Raw genomic sequence first — 26,362 nt, 5'->3', positions numbered from 1 at the left:
GGAGACGAGGAGTGCACATGAGGTTCATCCCGGCTTGCGCGACCGCGGTCGCGCTGGCCCTGGCGGCCCTGACACCGGGCCTGCCCGCGCACGCGGACACCGAGCCGCTCGGCGTCGCCGGGCTGCGCACCGACGCGCTCGACACGGCGCTGGGCATCGACGACACGACGCCGACGCTGAGCTGGAAGCCCACGGCGACCGGACGGAACGAGGCCCAGGCCGCGTACCAGGTGCAGGCCGCCTCCGCGCCGGACCGGCTGGACCACCCCGACCTGTGGGACTCCGGCAAGGTCGCCTCCGCGGCCGTGAGCGCCGTCTACGAGGGTGCGGCGTTGAAGGCGCGCCGGCGGGTCTGGTGGCGCGTGCGCGTCTGGGACGGCGCGGGCCACGCGTCGTCGTGGAGCCGCCCGGCCTGGTGGGAGATGGGCCTGCTCGCCAAGACGGACTGGTCGGCCAAGTGGGTCGGGGACGACCGGTGGGTCGACCGCAAGCCGACGCCGGTCACGGTCAAGGTGCCCGCGCAGGACGCCCGGTACGTCCGAGTGGACGTGACCAAGCTGGGGCTGCCGATCGTCGAGAGCGGTTCGCTGCTGTCCCGGCTGCAGCTCGCCGAGATCGTCGTCGCCGACTCGGCGAACCCGGACGTCGACCTGGCCAAGGGCGCGGCCGTCACGGGCTCGGACGTGCGCAGCTACCCCGGCAAGTGGGAGCCGGAGTTCCTGACCGACGGGTCGCTCAGCACCGAGCAGGCGCCGTTCGGCTACACCAGCAACGCCTACAAGTCCCAGGACCCGGGTCACGACATCTGGCTGCAGCTCGACCTGGGGCAGACCCGGCACTTCGACCAGGTCGTGCTGTACCCGCGCACGGACACGATGACCGCCGACGCGAAGACGCCGAACTTCCCCGTCGACTTCACCGTGCAGACCGGGAACGACGCGAACCTGCGCACCGTCGCGACGGTCACCGGCCAGGAGCCGCCGCCGGCGTACCACACCGACTTCCCGCCGCTGCCGATCCTCGCCCGGCAGTTCGACCTGGGCAAGGACGTCCGCGCGGCCCGGCTCTACATCACCGCGCTCGGCCTCTACGACGCCACCATCAACGGCCGGCCGGTCAGCGACGCGGTGCTGGAGCCGCCGAACACCGACTACCGCAAGCGCGTCGTCTACTCCACCTACGACGTGACCGGGCTGCTGCGCAAGGGCGGCAACGCGATCGGCGTACGCCTCGGCAACGGCACCTACAACGTCGCGCCGACCGCCGACCGGTACACCAAGTACGTCGGCGCGCAGGGCGCGCCACGGCTGCTCGCCCAGCTCGAGGTGACGCTGAAGGACGGCACCACCGAGCGGATCGCCACCGACGCGTCCTGGCGCACCGACCTGGGACCGACGACGTTCTCGCAGTGGTACGGCGGCGAGGACGAGGACGCGCGGCGTGAGCAGGCCGGCTGGGACCGGCCCGGCGCGGACCTCTCCGGCTGGAAGCCCGCCGCCGAGACCGCCGACCCGGGCATCGCCGTCGCGGCGCGCACGTCCCCGCCGATCGTTCCGGTCGGGCGCGAGCACACCGTCCGGATCACCCACCCCGAGTCCGGGACGTACGTCTTCGACCTGGGCGCCAACGTCTCGGGCTGGCCCGTGCTGCACGTCAGCGGACCGCGCGGGACCACCCTCACGATCAAGCCGGGGGAGCGGCTCGGCGATGACGGTCTCGTCGACCAGGGCACGATGATCGCGGGCGGGAACCGGCAGCCGCCGGTCGAGGACCACTACACCCTCGCGGGCGGCGGCGAGGAGACCTGGCACCCGCGCTTCGTCTACCACGGGTTCCGGTACCTCCAGGTCACCGGCCTGCCGTCGGCACCCGCCGCCCGCGACGCCGAGGCGATCGTGCTGCGCGCCGACAACGCGACGGCCGGCACGTTCGACAGCTCGGACCTGCTGCTGAACGACATCCACAAGATCACGCAGGCGTCGATCGCCGGCAACACGTTCAGCATCCTCACCGACTGCCCGGACCGGGAGAAGCTCGGCTGGCTCGAGCAGACCCACCTGGTCCAGGGGTCCGTCGCGCGTGACTTCGACGTCGAGGCCTACTACCGCGACTTCCTGCGGAACGTCGCCGAGGCTCAGCTGCCCGACGGGCACGTGCCCGACATCGCCCCGGAGTACGTCGTCTTCAGCGGATCGGCCCGCGACGACCCGAACTGGGGCAGCGCGATCATCATGTCCGCCTGGCAGCACTACCAGTCCTACGGCGACGCCGGCACGCTGCGGACCTACTTCCCGGCAATGGGCCGGTACTTCGACTACCTGACGTCGAAGACCAGCGGAAACCTGCTCGACTACGGCTACGGCGACTGGGCCGGCACGGACTCCTCCACGCCGGTCGGCATCGCCGCGAGCTACGGCTACTACCGGGACGCCGTCGCCCTCGGCAGGATCGCCCGGCTCCTCGGCGAGGACCCCTCCCGCTACGACACCGCGGCCGGGAAGATCGCCGCGGCGTTCAACGCGAAGTACCTCAAGGACGGCATGTACGGCTCGGGCAGCCAGGCCAGTGACGCGTTCGCCCTGGACATGGGCGTCGTGCCCGCCGACCAGCGGCAGGCCGTCACCGACCACCTCGTCACGTCCATCGAGGCCAAGGGCTACCACCTGACCGTCGGAGAGATCTCCCTGCCCGCGGTGTTCCGGGTGCTGTCCGCGGCCGGCCGCGACGACGTGCTGCTGAAGGTCGCCCAGCAGGTCACCGCGCCGAGCTACGGCTACCAGGTGGTGCACGGCGCGACCACGCTCACCGAGTACTGGGACGGCCCGACCGGCTACGGCTCCCAGGACCACTTCATGCTCGGCGCGATCGACGAGTGGTTCAACGCGGGCCTGGCCGGGATCCGGCAGGCCGACGGCGGCGCCGGCTTCACCGACCTGGTGATCCGCCCGGCCGTGGTCGGCGACCTAACCGGCGCGAGCGGGACGTACGAGACGCCGCGCGGCCAGGTCGCCAGCTCCTGGCGCCGCGAGGGCGGCACGCTGCACCTGGACGTGACCGTGCCACCGGGCGCCCCGGCGCGCGTCGAGGTCCCGCTGCTCGGCGGGAACCACGTGACCGCCACCGCCGGCGCGAAGTGGGTCGGCACGCAGAACGGCTACGGCGTCTACGAGGTCGGCTCCGGGCGGTGGTCCTTCACCGCCGTGACCGCCTCCTCCGTCGCCCAGGACCGGCAGCAGCTCGCGGTCGAGCCGCCGTTCGGCGTGAACGTGCCCGTCCTGCCCGGTCAGTCCACGGCCACGCGGTTCCGGGTCACCAACCTGGAGGACCGCGCGGTGACCGTGCGCCCGAGCGTGTCCGTCTCGGCCGGCTTCACGGCGTCGGTGTCCGGCGGCCCGGTGCGCGTCCCGGCGCACGGCTCCGCCCAGGTCCCGGTCGCGCTGAAGCAGACCGACACGGGCGTCTCGTCGGGGACCGTCACGCTGAAGGCGGGTGACGACGGCGCGTCCGCGCCGGTCGCGGTCACCTCGAACCTCGTCCGCGCCGCGACCATGTCGGCCTCCAGCACCCACAGCGGCTCCGACCCCGCCTGGGCGAACGACGGAGGCACCGACTCGGAGGTCTGGCTGAACGGCGTCGGCGGCTGGAACGACGACACCGCGGGCGGGTTCCCCGACACGCTGACCGCGACGTGGAACGCCCCGGTCACCCTCGGACGGGTCCGCGTCCTCACCCTGAACAGCGCCAAGTCCCCGGCGGCCAAGTCCGGGATCCGGGACTTCGACATCGAGGTGCGCACGGGGGACACCTGGCGCGCGGTCGCGACGGTCAGCGGCAACACCGCGGGCACCGTCGAGCGGACCTTCGACCCCGTCCAGGCGTCGGCGCTGCGCGTCGTCGTCCACGACTCAGGCGACCACAACTACAGCCGGGTGATCGAACTCGAGGGTTACACCTCCTGACCGGCAGCTCAGCACAACCCCTGCTTCACCGAAGGATTCACCGATGAAGAAAGAGATGCCGGCCGACGGGTTCAGCCGCCGCGGCTTCCTCCTGACGGCCGGCACCGTCGCCGCGGGCGCGGCCCTCGCCTGGGGTTCGCCCCTCGGCGAGGCCGCCGCCCGCGCCGCGGGCTCCGGAACGGCCGGTTCGTTCGCCCGGCCCGACGCGTCCGTCGCGCCGAAGTTCCGCTGGTGGTGGCCGGACGGCAACGTCGACCCCGACGAGATCCGCCGCGAGGTCGACCAGATCGCCGACGCCGGCTTCGGCGGCGCGGAGATCGCCGCCGTCCACCACAGCATCTCCGACAAGTCCGTGCTCGACCCGGCCGGGCACGGCTGGGGCACGCCGGCGTGGGTGGCCGCCGTCGAGGCGGCGCTCGACCAGGCGCAGCGGCGCGGCGTGACGATCGACCTCACGATCGGCCCGTCCTGGCCCGCCGCCGTGCCGACGATCACGCCGGACGACACCGCGGCGGTCAAGGAGCTGGCGTACGGCTCGGCGACCGTCGCGGCCGGCGCGACCTACGACGGACCGGTCCCGCCGCCCGCGCGCGCGGCCGCGTCCACGGCGAAGGTCCAGAAGCTCTTCCTCGTGCAGGCCGCGCGGGTGAACACGGCCAACTCCACGCGCAAGGAGACCGGCCTGGACCTCGCCTCGGTCCAGGACCTCACCGGGAAGGTCACGGACGGGCGGCTCTCGTGGACCGCGCCGTCCGAGGGCTCCTGGGTGATCATCAGTCACTGGGAGCGCGGCTCGGCGCAGACGCCCGAGGCCGGCCCGCACACCGTTCCGGCGGCCTACGTCGTCGACCACTTCAGCGCCGCCGGCACCAAGGCCGTGACCGACTACTGGGAGGAGCACATCCTCACCCGGCCGGTGCGCAAGCTGATCAAGAAGGCGGGCGCCACGCTGTTCGAGGACTCGATCGAGATCGAGACCAAGGCGCTGATGTGGACCCCGGACCTGCCCAAGGAGTTCGAGAAGCGCAAGGGCTACTCGGTGCTGCCGTACCTGCCCGCCATCACGCAGGACAACGGCAACCAGCTCTACGCCTACGAGGCCGCGGCGACCCGGCGCATCCGCTACGACTACTGGGACGTCATCTCCCAGCTGTTCAACGAGAACCACATCACCGCGCTGCAGGACTGGGCGCACTCGGTCGGCCTGGAGTTCCGCTGCCAGCCGTACGGCGCGCAGACCGACGCGATCGCCTCGGCCGCCATCCTCGACGTGCCGGAGGGCGAGTCGATCGGGTTCCACAACCTGGACGACTGGCGGAGCCTGGCGGGCGGCCGGGACATGGCCGGCCGGAAGGTCCTGTCCGGCGAGATGGGCGCCTACACCGGCGGCGCCTACAACACGACGTGGAAGAAGTTCCTGCTCACCGTCGGCGGCGCGTACGCGGCCGGGCTGAACCGCAGCGTCATCCACGGGTTCTCCTACGCCACCGCGCCGGGCGTGAAGTGGCCCGGCTACGCCGCCTTCACCCCGTACAGCGGGAGCATCGGCTACGCCGAGTCGTGGGGGCCGCGCCAGCCCACCTGGCGGCACATCAAGGACATCTCCGGATATCTGAGCCGCGTCCACCAGGTGCTGCAGACCGGCACGCCGCGCGTCGACGTCGCGGTCTTCCGGCAGACCGGCTACTCCAAGACCGGCATCGGCGTGTCCTGGTTCACCGCGACCGGCATCACGCTGGGCTGGAACCACCAGTTCATCAGCGCGCCGCTGCTGGACCTGCCGAACGCCGACGTCCGCAGCGGCCGGCTCGCCCCCGACGGCCCGCAGTACAAGGTCGTGTTCATCGAGGGCGACCACTTCTACAACATGGACTCCACGCTGCAGCTCGGCGTCGCCGAGAAGCTGCTGAAGTTCACCAGGGCGGGCCTGCCGATCGTGCTGCTCGGCGACTGGTCCGCACCGGTCGTGCCGGGCCTGGGGTCCGGCGCCGAGAACGCCAGGCTGCGGTCGGTCGTGGCCGACCTGCTCAAGCAGCCGAAGGTCAAGGTCGTCGCCGGCACGACCGACGTCCCCACGGCGCTCGCCGACCTCGGCGTCACGCCCGACGTGACCTACGCGCAGAGCTCGACGCTGCTCAACTTCCACCGGTACGACGACAAGGGCGACGTCGACTACTACTACCTCTGCAACGGCAAGCACGCCGAGACGGTCAAGCCGCCGGTCGCCGCGATCGACCACCAGGTGTCCTTCACCCGCACCCACAAGAACGCGGTGCCCTACCTCCTCGACCCCTGGTCCGGAGAGGTACGGCGGGTCGCCCTCTACACCGAGGACGGCGACACGATCACCATGCGGGTCGCCCTGCAGCCCGGCGAAGTGCTGATCGTCGCGCTGGCGGGCCCCGGCAGCCTCGGCGACGCCTCCGGGCGGGCCCACGCCACCGGCACCGAAGCCGCCGAGGTCGTGTTCGCCGACGGCAGGCTGATGGCCCGCGCGACCGCGGCCGGCACCTACGCGACCACCCTGTCCACGGGCCGCACGGTACGGACGGAGATCCCGGACGTCCCCGCGCCGATCACGCCGGCGAGCTGGCGGCTGGAGGTCGAGGACCTGCGGCCCGGCGCGTCCGCGACCGAGACCGAGACGATCCTCCACCGGCTGACCCTGGACTCGCTGCAGCCGTGGCCGAGCATCCCCGAACTGGCGGATGTCTCGGGCATCGGCCGCTACACCACGACCGTCGACCTGCCCCGGCCCTGGACCAGCGCGTACGGCGCGTACCTGCGACTGGGCCAGGTCTTCGACACCTGCCGGGTCACGGTCAACGGCAGGCAGGTGCCACCCGTCGACCAGATCAACCCGGTCGTCGACGTCGGCCCGTACCTGCGGGCCGGCGCCAACACCATCACGGTGGAGGTCGCGACGACCCTGAACAACCGGCTGCGGGTGTCCGACCCGTCCGTCTACGGCGTCGCGTCCCGCCAGGCGTACGGGCTCATCGGCCCGGTCAGCCTGGTCCCGTACGCGCAGGCCGTGATCGCTTAGCCCCACCTCCGACCCCGGGCCGGTCGCGGGGGTCCTCCGTCTCCCCGCGCCCGGCCCGGCTCCCACGTCTCCGATTCACCTTTCCGCACCAGCACGAATTCGAGGTCGCATGAGCCCCTGGAAGCGACGTCACCGTCTCGCCCTCACCGCCGCCGGACTGGCCGCCCTGGCCGTGCCGGCCCTGAGCGTCCCGCCGGCCCTCGCCGGGACCACCGCCGCGAAGGCGGTCGCGGCCCACCCGTGGGACGCCTACAACCTCTCGCCGAAGAGCCGGACCGTACGGCCCGCGGCGATCTACACCACCAACGGCACCGTGACGAACCCGTCCGCCGTTCTGAGCGGTGAGACGACCCGGATCAGCGGCAACGGCTCCTACGTCACGCTGGACTTCGGCAAGGACGTCGGCGGCCTGGTCACGCTGCACTTCGCCGGCTCCGACGGCGCACAGCAGGTCGGCCTGGCGTTCAGTGAGTCCTCCGACTACGTCGGCCCCGACTCCGACGCCTCCACCGGCGGGCCGCGCAAGACCGACGGCGTGCTGTACGCCGACGTGAACGGCCCGACCACCTACACGACGCCCGCCCAGCACCAGCGCGGCGGCTTCCGCTACCTGACGCTGTTCCTGTCCGCCGCGGGCAGCGTCGACCTCGACGGCGTGTCCGTGCACTTCACCGCCGCGCCGGCGATGAAGAACCCCGCGCAGTACGCGAACTACTTCTACTCCAGCGACCCGCTGCTCAACCGCATCTGGTACGCGGGCGCCTACACCGTCCAGCTCAACACGATCGACCCGAAGACCGGCCGCACCTGGGAGCCGCCGAGCGCGCTGTGGGACAACACCGGCGACGTCGGCGTGGGCGACACCATCCTCGTCGACGGGGCCAAGCGCGACCGCACCGTCTGGCCGGGCGACCTCGGCGTCGAGATCCCCGCGGCGTACGCCGCCTTCAACGACACCGTCTCGGCGCGCAACGCGCTCACCACGATCTTCCAGCACCAGAAGAGCACCGGTGAGCTGCCGTACTCCGGGCCGATGATGAACAAGTACGGCTCCGACACCTACCACCTGTGGACGCTGTCGACGAGCTACGACTACTACCGCTACACCGGCGACTCGGCGTGGCTGACGAGCGTCTGGGACGACTACAAGCTGGGCGTCGACTACAGCCTCGCCAAGCTGGACGCGAACGGCCTGCTGTCCATCACCGGCACCGGCGACTCGGTGCGCATCCTCACCAAGGGCGAGAACTTCACCGCCAACGCCCTGCTGTGGCGGGTGCTGAACACCGGGTCGGAGCTGGCCACCGCGCGCGGTGACGCGGCGCTCGCCGCGTCGTACGCGAGCAAGGCGGCGGCGCTGCGCACCGCGATCAACCAGAACTTCTGGGACGACAGCGTCGGGGCTTACAAGTACTACCCGAACCAGACGATCCACCCGCAGGACGGCAACTCCATCGCGGTCTGGTACGGCCTCGCGGACGCGGACCAGGCCCGGCGGATCAGCGCGCAGCTCACCGGCAACTGGAACGACGTCGGCTCCACCGCACCGGAGAACAAGGGCAACCCCGGCGTCTTCTCCGGATCCCTCGAGGTCAACGCGCACTTCGCGGCGGGCGGCCAGGCCGCCGACCAGGCCGGCGTGGACCTGATCCGCCGCCAGTGGGGCTACATGCTGAACAACCCGCACGGCACCCAGAGCACCTTCTGGGAGTCCTACCGGGCGGGCGAGTCCTGCCTGTTCTGCAGCAACTACGTCAGCCTCGCGCACGGCTGGGCGACCGGCCCGACCCCGGCGCTCAGCTCCTACGTCCTCGGCGTCGCCCCCGACTCACCCGGCGGGCGTACGTTCCGCTTCGTCCCGCACGTGGCCGACCTGACCTTCACCCAGGGCCGGATCACCACGGAGTACGGGCCCGTGGACGCCTCCTGGCGCATCCACAAGGGCGAGTTCAGCGCGCACCTCGCGGCGCCGAAGGGCACGACCGGCCGCGTCGGCGTCCCGACCCTCGGCAAGAAGACCCAGATCTTCGTCAACGGGCACCTCGCCTGGAACGGCACCCGCGCCACGGCGTACGGCGCGCACGCCGACGGCGACTACGTCTACCTCGAGGGCCTGACCGCCGGCCACTACACGATCAAGACCAAGCCGCTGGGGGGCAAGTGAGCAGGTCCGAAGGTACGGGCGCGCCCGCGGGCGCGGCGAAGGGGATGCGCACGCCGTTCTCCCGGCGCGGATTCCTCGGCGTCGCGGGCGGCGCGGTCGCGGCCGTCGGCCTGACCGCGCCGGCCCGTACGGCGCTGGCCGCCGACGGCGCCGCCGCCGTGGCGTCGGCGGCCCCGTCCGTCGCGCCGTTCCCGCTGAGCGGGGTCGCGCTGCTTGCGAGCCGGTTCCACGACAACATGGACCGGACCTGCGCGTACCTGAAGTTCGTCGACGCGGACCGGCTGCTGCACATGTTCCGGGTCAACGTCGGGCTGCCGTCGACGGCCGAGCCGTGCGGCGGCTGGGAGGCGCCGAACGTCCAGCTACGGGGCCACTCCACCGGGCACCTGCTGTCCGCGCTCGCCCAGGCGCACGCGAACACCGGCGACGACGCGTACGCCGCCAAGGCCCGCTACCTCGTCGGCGAGCTGGCCAAGTGCCAGGCGGCGGCGCCGGGAGCGGGCTACACGACCGGGTATCTGTCCGCCTTCGAGGAAAAGGTTTTCGACCAGCTCGAGGCGGGCGGGAGCCCCTGGGCGCCGTACTACACCCTGCACAAGGTCATGGCGGGACTGCTCGACCAGTACCGGCTCAGCGGCGACCAGCAGGCCCTCGACGTGCTCAAGGGCATGGCCGCCTGGGCCGACGCCCGCACCTCGAAGCTGACCCACGACCAGATGCAGAGCGTGCTGCGCGTGGAGTTCGGCGGCATGAACGACGTGCTGGCCGAGCTCTACATGCTGACCCGCGACCCGGCGCACCTGCGCACGGCGCAGCGGTTCGACCACGACGCGGTGTTCGGCCCGCTCGCCGCCGGCCAGGACCAGCTGGCCGGCCTGCACGCCAACACCCAGATCCCCAAGATCGTCGGCGCGGTCCGCGAGTACGAGGCCACGGGCGACACCCGCTACCTCGACATCGCGACCTTCTTCTGGCGGACGGTCGTCCGGCACCACAGCTACGCGATCGGCGGCAACAGCAACGCGGAGCTGTTCTGCCCGCCGGACCAGATCGTCTCCCAGCTCGGCGAGAACACCTGCGAGAACTGCAACAGCTACAACATGCTCAAGCTGACGCGGCTGCTGTTCTTCCACGACCCGCGCCCGGAGTACATGGACTACTACGAGTGGACCCTGTACAACCAGATGCTCGGCGAGCAGGACCCCGACTCCGCGCACGGGTTCTGCACCTACTACACCGGCCTGTGGCCCGGCACGCAGCGGCAGGTGAAGGGCGGGCTGGGCGCCGACCCCGGCAGCTACAGCAGCGACTACACCAACTTCTCCTGCGACCACGGCACCGGGATGGAGACGCACACGAAGTTCGCCGACTCCATCTACTTCCGCACCGGCCGCACGCTGTACGTCAACCTGTTCATCCCCTCCGAGCTGGCCTGGGCCGAGCGCGGCGTGCGCATCCGCCAGGAGACCCGCTTCCCGGATGAGGACACCACCCGGCTGACCGTCAGCGGCGAGGGCCGGTTCACGATGAAGATCCGCATCCCGGGCTGGACGCGCCACGCCCGGGTCCGGATCAACCGCCGGGACGCGGGCGCGGCCCACGCCGGGACGTACCTCACCATCGAGCGGCGCTGGCGTGACGGCGACACCGTCGAGGTCACGCTGCCGATGGGCCTGGACTGGCGCAAGGCCCCCGACAACCCGCAGGTCCAGACGGTCAGCTACGGCCCGGTCGTCCTCGCCGGCGGGTACGGCGGCACGCAGCTGACGACGATCCCGGCGATCGACCCGAAGTCCGTACGGGCCGGCGGCGACGACCTGACGTTCACCGCGACGGCGGGCGGTTCCGACGTGACCCTCATCCCGTTCTCCGAGATCCAGCACCAGCGCTACACCGTGTACTGGGCGGTGCCGCCCGGTCCGGCCAAGCCCCGCCTGACCGTGCGGTACCCCTTCGGCGAGGGGAGCGGCACGACGGCCAAGGACGCCACGAAGACCTGGCCGGACGCCACCCTCGTCGGCGGCGCGACGTGGACGGGCGACGGCGCGGTCGCCCTGGACGGCAAGGGCGGCCACGTCGCCCTGCCGCCCGGCCTGATCAGCGGCCTGGAGGCCCTGACCATCGCCGCCTGGGTGAACCCGGAGGAGCTCGCCAACTCCGCGCGCGTCTTCGACCTGGGCTTCCACAAGAACACCTACCTGTTCCTCACCGTGCGCACCGGCCTGGGCAAGGCCCGCTTCGCCATGAAGATCGCCGGGATGTCCGCCGAGGACTACGTGGACGCCGCCGGCCCGATCCCGGCCGGCACCTGGACCCACGTCGCCGTCACCATCGCCGACGGCAGCGCGGTCCTGTACTTCGACGGCGCGGAGACCGGCCGCAACGACACGCTCGTGATGAGCCCGCTGCTGCTCGGTGCCACCCAGTTGAACTACCTCGGCCGTTCGCAGAACTCCAGCCACCCCTACCTGCAGGGCCAGGTGGACGACTTCCGCGTCTACAACCACGCCCTCAGCGCCGCCGACGTCGCGGCACTGCACGCCCAAGGAAGGACCTCGTGAGCAGCACCCCCCTGCGGCGGATCTCCGCGGTCGCCGCGATCGTGGCCGCGTGCGGCACGGCCACGGCCGTGCCCGCCCTCGCGTCCGCCCACCCCGCCGTCACCGGCCTGCGCGCCGGCGACCTGTCCGAACAGCTCGGCATCGAGGACACCACCCCGCCGCTGACCTGGAAGCTGAACGACACCGGCCAGGACGTCACCCAGCAGGCCTACCAGATCCAGGCCGCGACCAGCCCGGACGGGTTCGACCACCCCGACCTGTGGGACACCGGCCGGGTCGCCTCGGCGGACCAGCGCGTCGACTACGCCGGCAGGGCGCTGGGCAGCCGTACCCGCGTGTACTGGCGGGTCCGCGTGTGGATCACGCACGGCGGCGCGTCGTCGTGGAGCGACCCGGCGTGGTTCGAGACCGGCCTGACCTCGGCCAAGGACTGGTCCGGTCAGTGGATCACGCATCCGGACTGGCGGTTCAAGGAGAAGCAGCCCACTCCGATCGTGGTGAAGCTGCCCGAGACGACCGCCCGGTACGTCCGGATCAACGTGACCAAGCTGGGCCTGCCGCTGGTGGAGAACCTGCCGGACAAGACCTGGCGGCTGCAGCTCGCCGAGCTCGAGGTCCGTGACTCGGCCGGGAACAACCTGGCCGCCGGCACGACGGTCACCAGCAACGACACCGGCAACCAGGTCAACCACAAGTACCTCCCGAAGTACCTGACCGACGGCACCGAGACGACGAACCAGGAGCTCGCGGGCTGGTCCAGCTCGGCGTACACGTCCGACGACGTCTCCGCCAAGCCGATCACGCTGACCGTCGACCTGAAGTCGGCCAAGACGTTCGACCAGGTGCTGCTGTTCCCGCGCACCGACGTCCCGGCGGCCGGCGACAAGGTCCCGTTCGCGCCCGTCGACTACTCGGTCTCGACCGGCGACGACGCCAACGGGCCGTTCACGACGCAGCAGACCGTCACCGGCCAGGAGCCGCCGCGGTCGCCGGTCCCCGAGGCGATGCCGATCTTCGCCAAGGACTTCACGCTGCCGTCCGGCATCCGCTCCGCCCGCCTGTACGTCGCCGGTGAAGGCGTCTACGAGGCCGCGCTGAACGGCCGCCAGGTCGGCGACGCCGTCCTGGAACCGGGCAACACCGACGTCACCGACCAGGTGCCGTACGCGACGTACGACGTCACGAAGCTGCTGCGCGGCGGCGACAACGCGATCAGCATGAAGCTCGGCAACGGCACCGCCAACGTCATCTCCACCGTCGACCGGTACCGCAAGTTCGCCCTCACGCAGAGCGACCCGGAGCTGATCGCCCAGCTCGAGGTCACCCTCGCCGACGGCAGCGTGCGCCGCATCGTCAGCGGCACCGACTGGCAGACCACGCTCGGCGGCACGACCTTCTCCAACTGGTACGGCGGCGAGGACTTCGACGCCCGCCGCGAGCCGACCGGCTGGGAGCGCCCGGGCGCCGAGCGGCAGGACTGGAACCAGGCGATCGCCGTGCCGAGCCCGGGCGGGCAGCTGACCGGCCGCCTCCAGGACCCGGTCCGCGTCCAGGAGACCCTCCAGGGCACCAAGGTCGGGTCCGGCGACGGCTACCAGGTCTACGACCTCGGCCGGAACATCGCCGGCTGGCCCGAGCTGACCATCAAGGCGCCCGCCGGGACGACCGTGCGGATGTACCCGTCCGAGAGCCTCACCAACGGCCGCGCGAACCAGTCGACCAGCAACGTCGGCGCCCCGATCTGGGACGAGTACACGACCCGGACCGGCGGCACGGAGACCTGGCACCCGCACTTCTCCTACCACGCGCTCCGCTACGTCGAGCTGCGCGGCGTGCCCGACGGTGCGACCGTCTCCGTACGCGGCCTGGCGCTGCACGCCGACAACGCCTCGGCGGGGTCGTTCTCCTCGTCCAACGACGTGATCAACGGAATCCACACGCTGATCCGGCGGGCGATCGAGAACAACATGCAGAGCATCCTCACCGACTGCCCGAGCCGGGAGAAGCTCGGCTGGCTGGAGCAGGACCACCTCGTCTTCGGCTCCCTCGCCGCGAACTACGACCTGTCCGCGCAGCTCCGCAAGGTCGTACGGGACATGGCCGAGGCCCAGACCGACACCGGCCTGATCCCGTCCACGGTGCCGGACTACACGGTGCTCGCCGGCGCGTACCGCGACGACCCGAACTGGGGCGGCGCGTTCGTCGTCGTGCCGTGGGACCTGTACCAGACCTACGGCGACGCCGACACGATGGCCACGTACTACTCCGCGATGCAGAAGTACGCCTCCTACCTGGAGGCCCGCGCGGTGAACGGACTGACCGACTACAGCCTCGGCGACTGGTACACCCCGGACAAGACGTTCCCGAAGTTCGTCTCCGGTACGTACGGCTACTGGCGGGTCCTGGACACCATGTCCAAGATCGCCGGTGCGCTCGGCAGGACCGATGACGCGGCGGCCTACCGGGCCAAGGCGGACGCCGGCGCCAAGGCCCTGGCCGACAAGTACTACGACGCGAACGCCGGCACGTTCGCGGGCGGCGGCCAGGGCGCCGAGGCGCTCGCCCTCGACATGGGCGCCGTCCCGTCGGACCAGCGGCAGCGGCTGCTCGACCACCTGGTCTCCAGCATCACGGCGGCCGGGTACCACCTGCAGCTCGGTGAGATCTCGCTGCCCAGCGTGTTCCGCGTGCTGCCCGACGACGTGATCTACAAGGTCGCGACGCAGACGACCAGCCCGAGCCTCGGCTACCAGGTCGTGCACGGCAACACGACGCTCGGCGAGAGCTGGGACGGCGGCAGCGGCCAGTCGCAGGACCACTTCATGCTCGGCTCGATCGACTCGTGGTTCACGAGCAACCTCGCCGGCATCCGGCAGGCGCCCGGCTCGACCGGCTTCCGCAAGCTGCTCATCGCCCCGTCCGTCGTGGGCGACCTGACCCACGCCGAGGGCAGCTACCGGACCCCGTACGGCGAGGCCCGGTCGGAGTGGACGAAGAGCGACGACGGAGGCATCCGGCTGAAGGTGACCGTCCCGCCGGGCACCTCCGCCGAGGTGCACGTCCCCGGCTCCGGTGAGGTCCACCAGGTCGGTTCCGGCGTCTGGGTCTTCCCCTCGAAGTGACCCGAGCGCGGCTCCCGCCTGGACGCGGGAGGGGAGCGGCGCACCACCAGGACCACAGCGGCCGGCCGGCCGTGTGTTCGCAAGGAGGAAGTCACGATGAGAAGGCGTTTCCTGACGGCCCTGACGGCCGCCGGAGCGGCGACCACCGCGGTGGCCGCGCTGATGCCCGCACCGGCCTGGGCCGGCGCGAACCACGCACCCCAGGCCCCGACGCGTCTGACCGTCGGCGACCAGACCCGGCCGCTGAACGTCGAGGGCGGCCCCGCCTTCGGCTGGCTGCCCCGCGACGTCGACCCCGGCGAGGTCCAGACCGCGTACGAGATCAAGGTCGCCCAGGGCGACCGGACCGTCTGGGACAGCGGCAAGGTCGGCTCCTCCCAGGAGTCGTACGTCGCCGGGCCGACCACCCTGCCGCACGGGACGAGCTTCACCTGGACCGTCCGCACCTGGGACCGCACCGGCGCGGCCTCGCCCTGGGCGAAGCCCGCCGCGTTCGACACCGGCCTCGCGGACGCCGACTGGCAGGCGAGCTGGATCCGCCGCACGACGGGGGAGAAGGACGACTACACCTACGCCCGCAAGGAGTTCGCGGTCGGCCGCAGCCCGATCGTCCGCGCCCGTGCCTACGTCGCCGCGAGCCAGCAGTACGACCTGCACGTCAACGGCAGGCTCGTCGACCGCGGCGCGGCGTTCTCCTACCCGGGCGAGGGCTATTACAAGGCGGTCGACATCACCCGCCTGCTCAAGCCGGGGGAGACGGCGGCCGTCGGCGCGCTGTACCACTGGTACGGCGCAGGCCAGGGCCGCCCGTCCGGCGAGCCCGGCCTGCTGATGCGCGTCGTCGTCGACCACGCCGACGGCACGCGGCAGGTGATCGTCACCGACGACTCCTGGAAGGTCGCCCGCGCCAACTGGAAGACGACGAAGTACCGCAACGGCGACGGCCGCGACTACATCGAGGACATCGACGGCACCACCGAGCCGCTCGGCTGGGACAAGGCCGGCTTCGACGACTCCGCCTGGGCCGCGCCGCAGGTCGTCGGCGCGCACCCGGCCGGCGTCTTCACCCACCTCCAGGACCAGGAGTCCGCGCTCGCTCACGAGACGGTCCACCCGGTCAAGGTGACCAAGCTGGCCTCCGGCGCGGTCGTCGCCGACTTCGGCAAGATCATCCCGGCCGTGCCGGTCGTCCGCCTCCGCGACGGGTCCAAGGACACGGCGGTGACGATGACCGCCGGCTACCTTCTCGCCGCCGACGGCACGGTCTCCAACTCCAAGCACGACAACCAGACCACCGACCTGACCTACGGCTACACCGAGCGGGACGGCGACCAGACGGTCCGCTACTACACGTACGAGGGCTTCCGCTACCTGCAGATCAACGCGGACGTGCCCGCCGACGACATCAGCGCCGTCGTCCAGCACACCGCCGTGCCGTCCAAGACCCGGCTGCGCACCTCCAACAGCGCCGTGAACGCGGTGTACGACCTGATGCAGCGGTCGGCGCTGTACGACTCACAGGAGCAGTTCCTCGACACCCCGACCCGGGAGAAGGGACAGTTCCTCGGCGACTCGGTCGACATCTCCCTCGCCACCATGTCCGGTTGGGGCGAACGCCGCCTCACCCGCAAGGCGATCCGCGAGTTCGTCCAGTCGCAGACCCGCTACTGGACGGACGGCCGGCTGAACGCCGTCTACCCGAACGGCGACGGCAAGCGCGACATCCCGGACTACACCGAGATGTTCCCCGGCTGGGTGTGGGAGTACTACCTCCAGTCCGGCGACACCGGGACGTTGAGTCAGTCCTACCCGGTCATGACGGCGGTGGCGGACTACGTCCGCCGCTACATCGACCCGTCGACGGGCCTGGTCACCAAGCTGGCCGGCGGCTCCGGCTCGTACCTGAACGGCATCATCGACTGGCCGAACCGGTACGGCTACGACACTGCGGCGGTGGCCCGTACGACGGTGAACGAGCTCGCGGTCGACGTGCTGAACGCCACCGCCCGCGCGTCGAAGGCGCTCGGCAAGGACCCGTCGGCGTACGAGCGCGACGCCGCCACGTTGACCACCGCGATCAACGGCAGGCTGCGCCGCGCGGACGGCGTCTACATCGACGGCCTGGAATCCGACGGCTCGCAGAGCACGCACGCCTCACAGATCGCCAACGCCTACGCGGTCGCGTTCGGCCTCACGTCCGACCCCAAGGTCGGCGACTACGTGGCGAGCCTCGGTCTGCAGATGAGCCCGATGACCGTCCACTGGCTGATGGCCGCCCTGGCCGACCGCCCGGACGACCTCGTCACCCGCCTCACCGACCCGAACGGCCTCGGCTACGGCAGAATCCTGGCGTCCGGCGGCACGTTCACGTGGGAGTCGTGGGAGGCCCCGGAGACCGGCGACAGCCTGTCGCACGGCTGGGGCGCCTCCCCGGTGATCGACGTCCAGCAGGACCTGCTCGGCGTCGCGGTCACCGCGCCCGGCGCGGCGGCCATCCGGGTACGCCCGCCGGCCTCCGGCCTGACCTCGGCCTCCGGCACGGTCCCGACCCAGCGCGGCGACGTCCACGTGTCCTGGCACCGGTCCGGCGGCAAGATCACCGTGTCCGTCGACGTCCCGGTCAACGTGACCGCGGAGATCGACCTGCCCACCACCGGCAAGGTCAAGGTCAAGGGCGCGGCCGACTACGTCGGCCAGACCGCCGGCCGCACGGTCTACAAGACCGGCTCCGGCCCCGTCACCTTCACCGCCGGAAGCTGACCCCGGCACGGGACCGCCCGCCCTCCTCGCGTCGGAAGGTGGGCGGCCCCGCAGGGGGCCGCCCCTGCGACCCGTCATTGCCGTCGCCATCGCCGGTGCGAACGGAACGAAAAGGACCGACCCAGGTCCACGGCGGCGTCAAGGTGACAACAGCGACGGCAGAGTCCGACCAGGAGACGCCGCCGTTGGAATCCACTGGCGATCGCTGTCTTCTAGCGGCAGTGTCCGCCAGGGATCAGCCTCTCCCCGGGGTCCGCCGTCGGGAGATCCCTGCTGGGACCGTCAACGCTGCGACGAAGGTGAGAAGGACTGCCCCTGATTGAGCGGGTAGGAGCGGAACGTGTGGCCTTCCGAACTCAGGTGGTGGGAGAGGATCCGGGAGGTGATCTCCTCGGAGAACAGACCGGCCAGGAACTCGGCGCACGTCATCGGATAGAGCTCGCATTCACCGAGATCGGCGTCGAGCACCGCGACCGCCCAGTCCTGCGGAGACTGACCGGGCTTCACAAGCCAGTTGAGGGAATCCGCGTCGATCGTGTCCGCCCACACGACGAGCAGGCCCTCTCCCGCCAGGCTGGCCGGACGGTTCTCCGTAATGGCCCACAGGTTCGTCAGGTCATCCATGTAGCCGTCGTTGTATTCCGCGAGATCGCTGCCGACGCGGGTGGGTGGTGGCGCCAGAAGCCCCACATGGCCATCGAAACTGCCGCCACCGTAGACGTCTATGAGGTCCTTGTAGTCCTGCGGCAGCGGTCGGCCAAGACGTTCCTCCGCAGCAGCCCAGTCCCGGTGGTGCCGGGCAGCGATCGACGGCGGCACCACGATCTGCAGCAGCCGGTCCAGGGGCATTGCCATGGAAGTGCCTTTCTGCCGTGGCTTGAAGCCCCTGAGGACCATCACTGGCGTCCGCTGCTCATAGGTGGCAGCGGACGCCAGTGACCCTCCAGAGAGTTTCGCAGGCCGGTCGATTCCCGGAGGGGGCTGACAACGAGGTCAGGTCGCGATGCTCTGACAGACGGGGCAGGTCGCCGCGCCGTTAAGAGTGACCCAGCCGAAGACAGAGGGCGCGAAAGGCGTCGAGCCGAGTTCCCTCCGCACGGCCGCCCGATAATGCCACGCGGCGTCGAGGTAGGGGTGGTAGACGTCGTGGAAATCTCGGGATGACCAGGAGGCGCCTCCGGCGACGGCTCGTCGTAGGTCGCGGAGCCGCTCGTACAGGGCCTGACCGGCGGCGGCCACGTTCTCGCTGGCGTCGATGAAGAGGCGTTCCCTGATCTGGTGGATCCCGGCCTCGACCAGTGCCTCCCGGGTGGCCGCGTCCAGGTCCGGCTGTCCGCCGGGCTCCTGCGCGATCCGCCGCAGGCGGGTGTGGCAGGCGCCCGCCGCGACGATGAACTCGACGTACAGGTCACGCGCTCGGGTCCGGCCGCTACGGCGGGTCTCGCGGCGGTCGCGCAGGTGGTCGTTCAGCACGGTGCCGGCGAGGGCGATGACCGCGCCGCTGCCCGTCGCGACCAACGTGGTCCACTCGATCGCCATCGCATCTCCCACGTTCCGGTGACCGCCGGAGATCCTACGCAACGGTGACCGGAACGCGCAGCGGCCGGGAGCACTGCCAGGTCCATCACTTCGATGAGGGGCCGGCGATGGGTACGGAGTCAGAGGCCGATGGTCACGGTCCCTACGTCGGTGAGCTGGGAGACTCCTGTGGTGCCACAGGCGGTCAGGTCCGGCTCCAGCCCGGTGCCCACCGACTTCGTCGGGTCAGGGGTGAACGTTCCTGAGGTGATCGCGCCCAGGGCCGTGACGACGATGTTGCCGTTGACCCGGCTGACGACCCTGTTGTAGGAGAACGTGCTCGGTGCGAGAGCGCTGTTGTTCCAATGGAACACCCGGGTGCCGCTGCCCGCGGACAGCACGCTGGTGCACGTCGCGCCCGACGCGGTACCCGATTCGGCGTAGTAGCCGGTGGGGGCCGAACTGCTGGTGCAGTTGAACAGTTGGCCGCTCACGGTGAACGTCACCGTCTGCGGGCTGGTGGTCAGCGGCGGACTGTAGGTGACGACCTCGCTGAGCGTGCAGACCTGGTCCAACCCGACGGCGTGCGCGGCCGGGGCCATCTCCACTAATACGGGTGCCGTGGCGGCCAGGCCTATCGCGGTCGCGGCGGCCGCTCCTCTGGTGATCCTCATGGTCACACCTCGATCGTCTCGTCTACGCTCCGGTTATATGTGGCTTCGGACGGTAAGCGCACATCTCCAGGAGTATGCGTGCCGTAAGCGCGCGGGGCAATGCGCGCACCACTCTGCGGCCGGAATCGGCCGCGCTCGGCGACGCGGCTTCGGCTACGTCAACGGTCCGCCGGGCCGCGACGTACGGAATGCTCGGCAACCATGCTTCGAGAAGGGGATGTAAGCCTACAAACGACCACCGCAGACAGAGCTTTTCCGAGCGAACGGTACGGCCCCGAACCACCGCCCCGAGAATTAAGCGGACAATCACGACGATTCATACGCCGTGATGTGATCGTCCTTGCTCGTTTCGTGCGAGCAACTCGGCGAGGACCGCCTGCGTCTGCGGATCCACCGCGTAGATGACCGTGCCGATCATGCCGCGTGTCAGTAGCACCTTGTAGATGTTGCGGATGTGCCGCTCACACTGCGCGTCGGTGACGGCGCGTCGTTTGAGGTCGGGGTCGGCGTTCGCCTCTCGTACGGTGACGAGCCGGCCGTCGCGAGCGACGATGTCGGGGCCCAGGATGACGCCCGACCAGTCGTATTCGAAGCCCTGTGCGGTGTACACGCAGCCGACCTGCTCGAATCCTCCGTCGAAGGTCGCCCACAGCGCGCTGGGCGGTGCCATGCCGACGGCCCGCTCGCCCTGACGTTCCACGGCCTGGCCCAGTCACCGATATGGACGTCGTTCACCAGGCCGTCGGGTTCCGGATCGCTCCACGGCCAGCAGTATCCGGCGGATATCCGGGCGGAGTAACCGTCCTTGAGCTTGTCCCGCAGGAAGTTCTCCATCTCCCACGGCGAGTCGGCGAGCCGCACGTCGAAGTGGTCGTCGCCGGACCATTCGTCAGGGCCGCCGGGCTGCAGGTCGAGCAGGCGGAGCACCCACTCCTCGTACTTGCGGCTGCCGCCGCACCGGAACTGGCCGTCGAGCGGGACATGCTCCACCTGGATGCCCATCGCGGCCGCATGGGACTTGATCGCTTCCACGGTGCCGATCTCGTTCGGCTTCACCACTTGGTGCTCATCGAGTAGGAACACCGGCACGCGTGCGGCGGCGATCAGCTCATCGACCTGCGGTCGGCCTGTACGTTGCGTCGCCTTCGTGAAGCGGTTCGCGGACGTTTCGCGGATACGGTGCGCCTCGTCGCAGATGAGCACGTCGAGGCTGTTCCGCTCCGCGTCCATGAAGCTGTTGAAATACTTGAACAGGTTCTTCACCCGCGACGAGCCCTTGCCGACGTGCCGGCGCATCGTCTGCGTGAACGACCGGGACCCGGTGGCGTGCAGGACCGAATAGCCCTGTCGCGACAGGTCGCCCAGCAGGGACAGGGCGATGACGCTCTTGCCGCTGCCCGGCCCGCCGGTGACGATGACGACCTCTTTGGTGTCCGACCGGCGAGCCTTCCGCACCGCGTGCTGCACCATCTCGTACGCCAGTCGCTGCTCGTCGAGCAGGGTGAACTGCTCCCGGTTCTTGATCTCCTCGGCTGCCAGCTTGAGCAGTTGCTTCGACGGGCGTATCGCGCCGTCGAGGAACCTGTCCGCGGCCCCGGCTCCGCTGTCCGGAGCGAACTGTGCGCGCAGGTACTCGAGGAAGGCGCCGCGTCGGGTCTTCGTGAAGAGTCGGGTGCGCTCGGTGGTGGCCAGCGCGAAGAGATCCTGCACGTCGAGGTCGGCCGCGTTGTGGAGATAGGCCACGCCCCGCACCGCCTCCGAGTGCTCGCTCACGGGGGCGACGAAGTCGGCGATGTAGTCGCAATATCCCTGGACTTGAAGGGGATGACCGATGGGGCGGTGGAAGCCCTCGACGAGGACCAGATTCTCGTCGTCCTCGTACAGTTCGGCCTGGCTCCACTGCTTCAGCTTGACGACGACATAGGCGTCACCGCCGGTCCGCGCGTCGATACCCGCGAGCACGACGTCAGCGCGCTTGCTGGTCAGCGGAAGCTGGTACTCGACGAGCATCTCGACCTTGCCGAGACCCGCCTCCACGAGGTCCCGCGCCAGCACGGGCAGGCTACGCGGCCAGGACTTCTTCTCCGAGGGGGATGGGTACCTGCCCGTCGTCATCTTCAGCTGCTCGGCGAGGATCTCCGCAAGCCGCCGTTCCATCTTTGAATTGACCAGACCCTCGGCAGGCACCCGAAGCGCCGTCACGAACTTCTCCCAAGCAGCACGAAGAACTCGTGCGGGTGGGGGCATGTCCGCGATCAGAGCTGATCGGCGGAAGCCCGTCGGGCCGCATCCTAAACGAGGGACGGCCCTACAGGGGGCCGCAGACACTATGAAGGCATCCGTCAAGGCTTTGCGGAGTTGCGTCTGCGGACATGCTGGACGAGTGGTCTTCGCTGGACCTCTTCGAAGCGCGAGGTACCGAGCCAGGAGGCTGGCGAGCCAGGCCGGGATGTGAACTTAGGGTCGCGAGCGACGGCGGCGCTGAGTCAGTTCCGCGAACTGCTCGACCAGGTACGCGCGCGGGACGGCGACGTCTCGGAGATGGCCCTTGGGCTACGCCGCGACATCGGCACGCTCCTGCTCGCAGAAGAGGACACGAATGCGGCCACCGAGGTCCTCCAACCGCTGGATGAGGATGTACGGAGTCGACCGCGAAGACAGCCAGGAGGTCGCCGAAATGCTCGCCCGCCTTCGCCTCGACTGACTGTTCTGCGCCGCTCGTTGAGATCCGAGAAAGGAATCACTCGAAAAACACCCTGACGTAATGTCGTTTTCGGGTCAACGCATGCCTTGCGGGCCCTAGCGCCGAGTGGCATGCTGCCGGTAGCAGAGGTCAGGGAGTCGGCAATGGCTAAACGGTGGATAGCGGATCCTAGCGCGACGTTCGCACGCAGACTCGGGCGATCTGCGGCGGAGCTCGGTAACACCAGTCAGGGCAAGACCTGCCCGGATATATGGGAGCTAAGTAACGGCGACATTGCTGTCGTCGGGACGGATATGACGGAGGTCTTCGCCGATCGCCTTCCCGATGATGTTTCCATCGGGACGAATGAGCGCCTAGTCGTAATACCGCGCAATATGGCGGTTGCGGCCAAACCGGAACTGCCTGATGCTTGATCGGATTGCCGACCTGCCCGGTCTCGAGTTGGATCTGGCTTCATACTCAGACGCCTACGACCAGGCGTACGAACAGATCACCTTCCGTAAGCTTGAGCGACGGCAGACGTTCCGCGAGCCTGGGGTCCCAAGTTGGGAGGCTTTCGTTGCCGGGGACTGGGACAGCGCGCTTGAGTTGAACGAACGAGAGCGCGACACAGTAAGAGCGAAGGTCGCAGATGATAGCCGTCTCGGCGTCGAGTCCCGACGACTCCGAGTGGTGGAGCACCCGGTTACGCCTTACCTGCAGTGGGAGATGCAGTACTTCCAGCTCCTTGCTGAGGCGGGTGAAGATATCCGTGTTCTGGATGCTCACAAGGTGCGGCACCTGGAAGCCGATCATCTGTTGCCGGAGATCGTGATCCTGGGAGACCGCGTCCTGTTCGAGGTGCTGTACGACCCTCATGGAACTGCTTACGGGGCTCGCCGCATAGACGACTCGGACGTGATCAGGGCGGCCGCCAGCGAGGTCGCCGACCTGTACGCCGCGGCCGAACCGCTGCTCGACTACTTCGCACGGGAGATCGCAACGCTCCCTCCGCCAACCCCTGACGAGGGATAGCTGTCGGTATGCCGCGCGGCGCGCCGAGGTCTACCAGGATCTCGCTGGTTGTTACGCTGCTCCTCGTTGTGGTGCTCAGCGTTAGCCTCATCGGAGTGTCGCCGCTGGCGCTTGATGCCTTCCAAGGTTCTACGAGTCACTGGAACCGCTTGAGCTCAATCGGCCAGACGTATGGCGCCGCGTCCGCAGTACTCTCGGTGCTAGCCGTGATCGGTGTCGCCGTGACACTGACCCTGCAGGCGCGAGAGTCCAGAGCCATCCGGCTGCAAGCCATCCGCGAATCGCATACCCGTCTGCTCGAAATGGCAATGAACGATCCCGAGCTGAACAAGGTCTGGGGGCCGTCTGGACTCGCTGATCCCTTCGTCCTGCAACGTCAGAACATGTATGCGAATATGATCATCTCGCAATGGGAGATGTCCTATGCGACACGCACGCTGACGGATGACCATCTCAGATTGCTCGCCGCAGAATTCCTCTCTGGAACTATCGGAAGGGAGTTTTGGGCTCTGGCGCGTCGGGCCCGCCTCGACACGTCGGAGAGCAAGCTGCATCGACGTTTCCATGAAATCATCGATGAGGAATACCAGCGCCTGCGTGATACGCCGGCGATACCGCCTCCAGATCCTGAGAATCCGTCCGGTGATGATAAGCGCCGCTGGTGGCGGGCTTTGGGCATCGGCTTGGCTGTCACATGTCTTGGTTTGGTTATCCGTTTCGTTCAGCGTGACCAAAAGTTCCGCTCGAGCCGTTGAACGACGTAGTCGAACAGAGTTGCACGCTCGGCTACCGAGGCGGTGTGTTGATTCGGCTCGGTTCCTATATCAGATAGTCCCTGAGCGGGACGGCCCTCCGGCGGAGTGCTTCGACAGTATCTGCTAACGCTGCCATAGCCACCGGCTCGTGCGTGACCCAGCCGCCGGTCTGGAGACCGATCTCGCCAGAGCCATAGTCGTGGATGAGGGCAGTGTGCCGGTCGAAGAGGAGGCAGTCGAAGTACCGGTCATCCGGCAGGTGTAGCGCCGGGTCGCAAACGACGACTTCGATGTTCTCACCCATGTCCGCGCGGATTCGGTAACTCAGCAGCTCGTACCTCAGGTAGGCGGTCAGCGGTTCCTGTATGAGGCGCACTCGTGCGTATTCGATCTTCTGCTCTCTGACGTCCTCGTACAAGGGCCGGTCGGCCTGTGCCTCATAGTGCAGAAACTCGCGGGCGGACTCGATGTCGCCCCGCTCGTACGCTGCTTGCGACTCGCTCGCTTCCCGTTCGTGGTAGGCCTGCCAGCATTCGAGCTTCAAGAAGCGCGACTCGATGCGTGACCAGGCGTCCACGAAGGCCGCGCCGAAACCGTCAAGATCAAGGCGCGTGCTTCCTGTGAGCGCCCAGGTCGGTGGCACGTTTACCTTGCCGGATGTCTGGCGAGGCCCTATGCCTCGTCGGCCAAGCTGCTGTCCGACGAGGCGACCGCAAGCACCAGATGGACTACCTCGACGCAGTCGGCGCCACCTTGTGCAGTGTAGGAACTCTTGCGCCATTGCGTAGTTGCTGGCGCATCAGAGATCGTCATCCCAGGTTCTCCAGCATTTTAGTGATGATCTTCAGAGATTCGCTTCGGCGGTATGCCTCGCCCATGACGAGATCGAAGCGCGCATGGTACTCGTTGATTGTCGCGAGCTCCTGAGTGAGCTGGTTAACTCCTGGCCCCTCATGGTAGGCGACTTCCGTTCCGTCGGCGAGGGTCAGAGTAACGAACATCCCGTCGAGGCCGGCATAGGTTACGGATCCGAACGGGAGTATCCGTACCTGAATGTTCGGTGAACTGGCGAGATCGCAGAGCTTGCTCAGCTGCTTACGCATGACCTCTGGTCCGCCGATGACGCGTTGCAAGGCTGACTCGTCGAGGACGAACCATCCCTTCGCTGGATCCGGTCGATCGAAGGCTGCCGCCTGCCGCTCAAGGCGGCCGGCCACCCTCTCCTCAAGCGTGTGAGGGCTCTGGCTGGTGCTCATGAGTGCCCGCATGTAGTCCTCGGTCTGAAGTAGACCGGAAACAACTTGCGGCGTGAACGCCCGAATTATGGTGGCCTGCGCTTCTAGCTCTACGTACTGGGGGAACCCCGGCAGAAGCATCGCGCTCCGCCGATACTTTCGGATCTTCCTCCACTGTCGATGGAAGAGGCCGTTGGTGGAGAAGTAAGTGTCGAGATCCTGGGCGAAGGCTTCAGACGGCGGTTTCTCGCATGTCTCGACCTTGTAGACCCACTGAGGCGTGCAGCCGAGCGCTTCGGCGAGCTTGTTTCGAGACAGGCCGACTTCTTCGCGCCGAAAGCGCAGCTCCTCGGCGAACGTCTCCATCAGAGGATCTTGGTCGCGCTGAGTAGGCACTGAATGCCTCCTGGTCTCGGCAGCCATTGATCGCGATTCCTACCACGGGTGCCGTATGGGGGGCTGGAGGGTCGTAGCTCACGGTAACTCACCGTGTGAGCCTGGTCATCGAAAATCCGGGCGATAAATCAACGGAGAGTCGAGGATGAATCGGTACACATCAGAAGACATTCGCGCATACGCGAAGTGGCTGACCCAGGAATGCCAGGCGGCCGGGTTGAAGGCTGAGCAGTACGGGGCGGAAATCCTTATTCACGGTGTCAGCAATCACCTCAGCGAGCGGATCGTCTGCAGGCCGGACGCGCAAGGGGACCTGCGGTGGCACTGGTCGTGGGGTGTGCCGATCGGCCGCATCGACGACTCCTCCCGGCTCCTCGCCGTGGACGACGTCCAGGAGCTGGTCCGAGTGATCAGCAAGGTCGTCTGCATCCCGCTGCGCCGGAGCGGGATGTGA

The 26,362-nt window shown here is 69.0% G+C and carries 16 protein-coding genes and 1 pseudogene; 9 read left to right on the top strand and 8 right to left on the bottom strand.

All coding sequences use genetic code 11. The features are described from left to right. The first annotated feature begins 17 nt into the window (after window positions 1-17). The 6 genes from ABD978_RS32930 to ABD978_RS32905 all read left to right on the top strand — a co-directional run bounded on the left by ABD978_RS32930 (window position 18) and on the right by ABD978_RS32905 (window position 17,612). Window positions 18-3,959, top strand: a complete 3,942-nt coding sequence (locus ABD978_RS32930; protein ID WP_345363477.1) for a family 78 glycoside hydrolase catalytic domain — start codon at window positions 18-20, stop codon at window positions 3,957-3,959. A 43-nt stretch (window positions 3,960-4,002) separates the two neighbouring features. Then, complete coding sequence (locus tag ABD978_RS32925; protein WP_345363475.1) at window positions 4,003-7,005, top strand: glycosyl hydrolase; 3,003 nt, start codon at window positions 4,003-4,005, stop codon at window positions 7,003-7,005. 109 nt (window positions 7,006-7,114) lie between these two features. Continuing rightward, window positions 7,115-9,169, top strand: a complete 2,055-nt coding sequence (locus ABD978_RS32920; protein ID WP_345363473.1) for an alpha-L-rhamnosidase-related protein — start codon at window positions 7,115-7,117, stop codon at window positions 9,167-9,169. Further along, on the top strand, window positions 9,166-11,730 hold the full coding sequence (locus ABD978_RS32915; protein WP_345363471.1) for a glycoside hydrolase family 127 protein: 2,565 nt from the start codon (window positions 9,166-9,168) through the stop codon (window positions 11,728-11,730). Before ABD978_RS32920 ends, ABD978_RS32915 begins: the two co-directional genes overlap by 4 nt. Then, on the top strand, window positions 11,727-14,852 hold the full coding sequence (locus ABD978_RS32910; protein WP_345363469.1) for a family 78 glycoside hydrolase catalytic domain: 3,126 nt from the start codon (window positions 11,727-11,729) through the stop codon (window positions 14,850-14,852). The genes ABD978_RS32915 and ABD978_RS32910 overlap by 4 nt, the downstream gene beginning before the upstream one ends. A gap of 96 nt (window positions 14,853-14,948) precedes the next feature. Next, window positions 14,949-17,612 carry a family 78 glycoside hydrolase catalytic domain gene (locus ABD978_RS32905; RefSeq protein WP_345363467.1) on the top strand — a complete coding sequence of 888 codons (2,664 nt, stop codon included), beginning with the start codon at window positions 14,949-14,951 and terminating at the stop codon, window positions 17,610-17,612. A 282-nt stretch (window positions 17,613-17,894) separates the two neighbouring features. Here the strand turns inward: ABD978_RS32905 and ABD978_RS32900 are convergent, their stop codons facing one another. The 5 genes and pseudogenes from ABD978_RS32900 to ABD978_RS32880 form a co-directional block, all read right to left on the bottom strand. Then, a complete protein-coding gene (locus ABD978_RS32900) occupies window positions 17,895-18,467 on the bottom strand; it encodes an SMI1/KNR4 family protein (protein WP_345363465.1) in 573 nt (190 codons plus the stop codon). Between the two features lie 138 nt (window positions 18,468-18,605). Continuing rightward, window positions 18,606-19,151: a hypothetical protein gene (locus ABD978_RS32895; protein WP_345363463.1), complete on the bottom strand. Its 546-nt coding sequence runs from the start codon at window positions 19,149-19,151 to the stop codon at window positions 18,606-18,608. A 119-nt stretch (window positions 19,152-19,270) separates the two neighbouring features. After that, on the bottom strand, window positions 19,271-19,804 hold the full coding sequence (locus ABD978_RS32890; RefSeq protein WP_345363461.1) for a hypothetical protein: 534 nt from the start codon (window positions 19,802-19,804) through the stop codon (window positions 19,271-19,273). Window positions 19,805-20,120: 316 nt separating this feature from the next. Continuing rightward, on the bottom strand, window positions 20,121-20,474 hold the full coding sequence (locus ABD978_RS32885; RefSeq protein WP_345363459.1) for a DNA/RNA helicase domain-containing protein: 354 nt from the start codon (window positions 20,472-20,474) through the stop codon (window positions 20,121-20,123). Between the two features lie 68 nt (window positions 20,475-20,542). After that, window positions 20,543-21,274, bottom strand: a pseudogene (locus ABD978_RS32880) (DNA/RNA helicase domain-containing protein); the annotation flags it as partial. Between the two features lie 1,639 nt (window positions 21,275-22,913). Between ABD978_RS32880 and ABD978_RS32875 the strand changes: the two are divergent. After that, on the top strand, window positions 22,914-23,522 hold the full coding sequence (locus tag ABD978_RS32875; RefSeq protein WP_345363457.1) for a DUF6879 family protein: 609 nt from the start codon (window positions 22,914-22,916) through the stop codon (window positions 23,520-23,522). 95 nt (window positions 23,523-23,617) lie between these two features. Beyond that, entirely contained in the window at window positions 23,618-24,277 is a 660-nt protein-coding gene (locus tag ABD978_RS32870; RefSeq protein ID WP_345363455.1) for a DUF6082 family protein, read from the top strand. 64 nt (window positions 24,278-24,341) lie between these two features. On the opposite strand, the gene ABD978_RS32865 is transcribed toward ABD978_RS32870, so the two are convergent. The 3 genes from ABD978_RS32865 to ABD978_RS32860 are packed head-to-tail and all read right to left on the bottom strand — an operon-like array spanning window position 24,342 to window position 25,878. Continuing rightward, a complete protein-coding gene (locus ABD978_RS32865; RefSeq protein ID WP_345363453.1) occupies window positions 24,342-24,920 on the bottom strand; it encodes a DUF6879 family protein in 579 nt (192 codons plus the stop codon). Window positions 24,921-24,949: 29 nt separating this feature from the next. Next, window positions 24,950-25,090 carry a DUF397 domain-containing protein gene (locus ABD978_RS44060; RefSeq protein WP_425550792.1) on the bottom strand — a complete coding sequence of 47 codons (141 nt, stop codon included), beginning with the start codon at window positions 25,088-25,090 and terminating at the stop codon, window positions 24,950-24,952. Next, a complete protein-coding gene (locus ABD978_RS32860; protein ID WP_345363451.1) occupies window positions 25,087-25,878 on the bottom strand; it encodes a helix-turn-helix domain-containing protein in 792 nt (263 codons plus the stop codon). The genes ABD978_RS44060 and ABD978_RS32860 overlap by 4 nt, the downstream gene beginning before the upstream one ends. A gap of 247 nt (window positions 25,879-26,125) precedes the next feature. On the opposite strand from ABD978_RS32860, the gene ABD978_RS32855 reads away from it, so the two are divergent. Further along, on the top strand, window positions 26,126-26,362 hold the full coding sequence (locus ABD978_RS32855; protein WP_345363449.1) for a hypothetical protein: 237 nt from the start codon (window positions 26,126-26,128) through the stop codon (window positions 26,360-26,362).

The organism is Actinoallomurus liliacearum, assembly GCF_039542035.1.
In the GTDB taxonomy this organism is placed as follows: Bacteria; Actinomycetota; Actinomycetes; order Streptosporangiales; family Streptosporangiaceae; genus Actinoallomurus; species Actinoallomurus liliacearum.
Note: the sequence above shows the minus strand (reverse complement) of the source record. Positions and strands in the feature narration are given on the sequence as shown.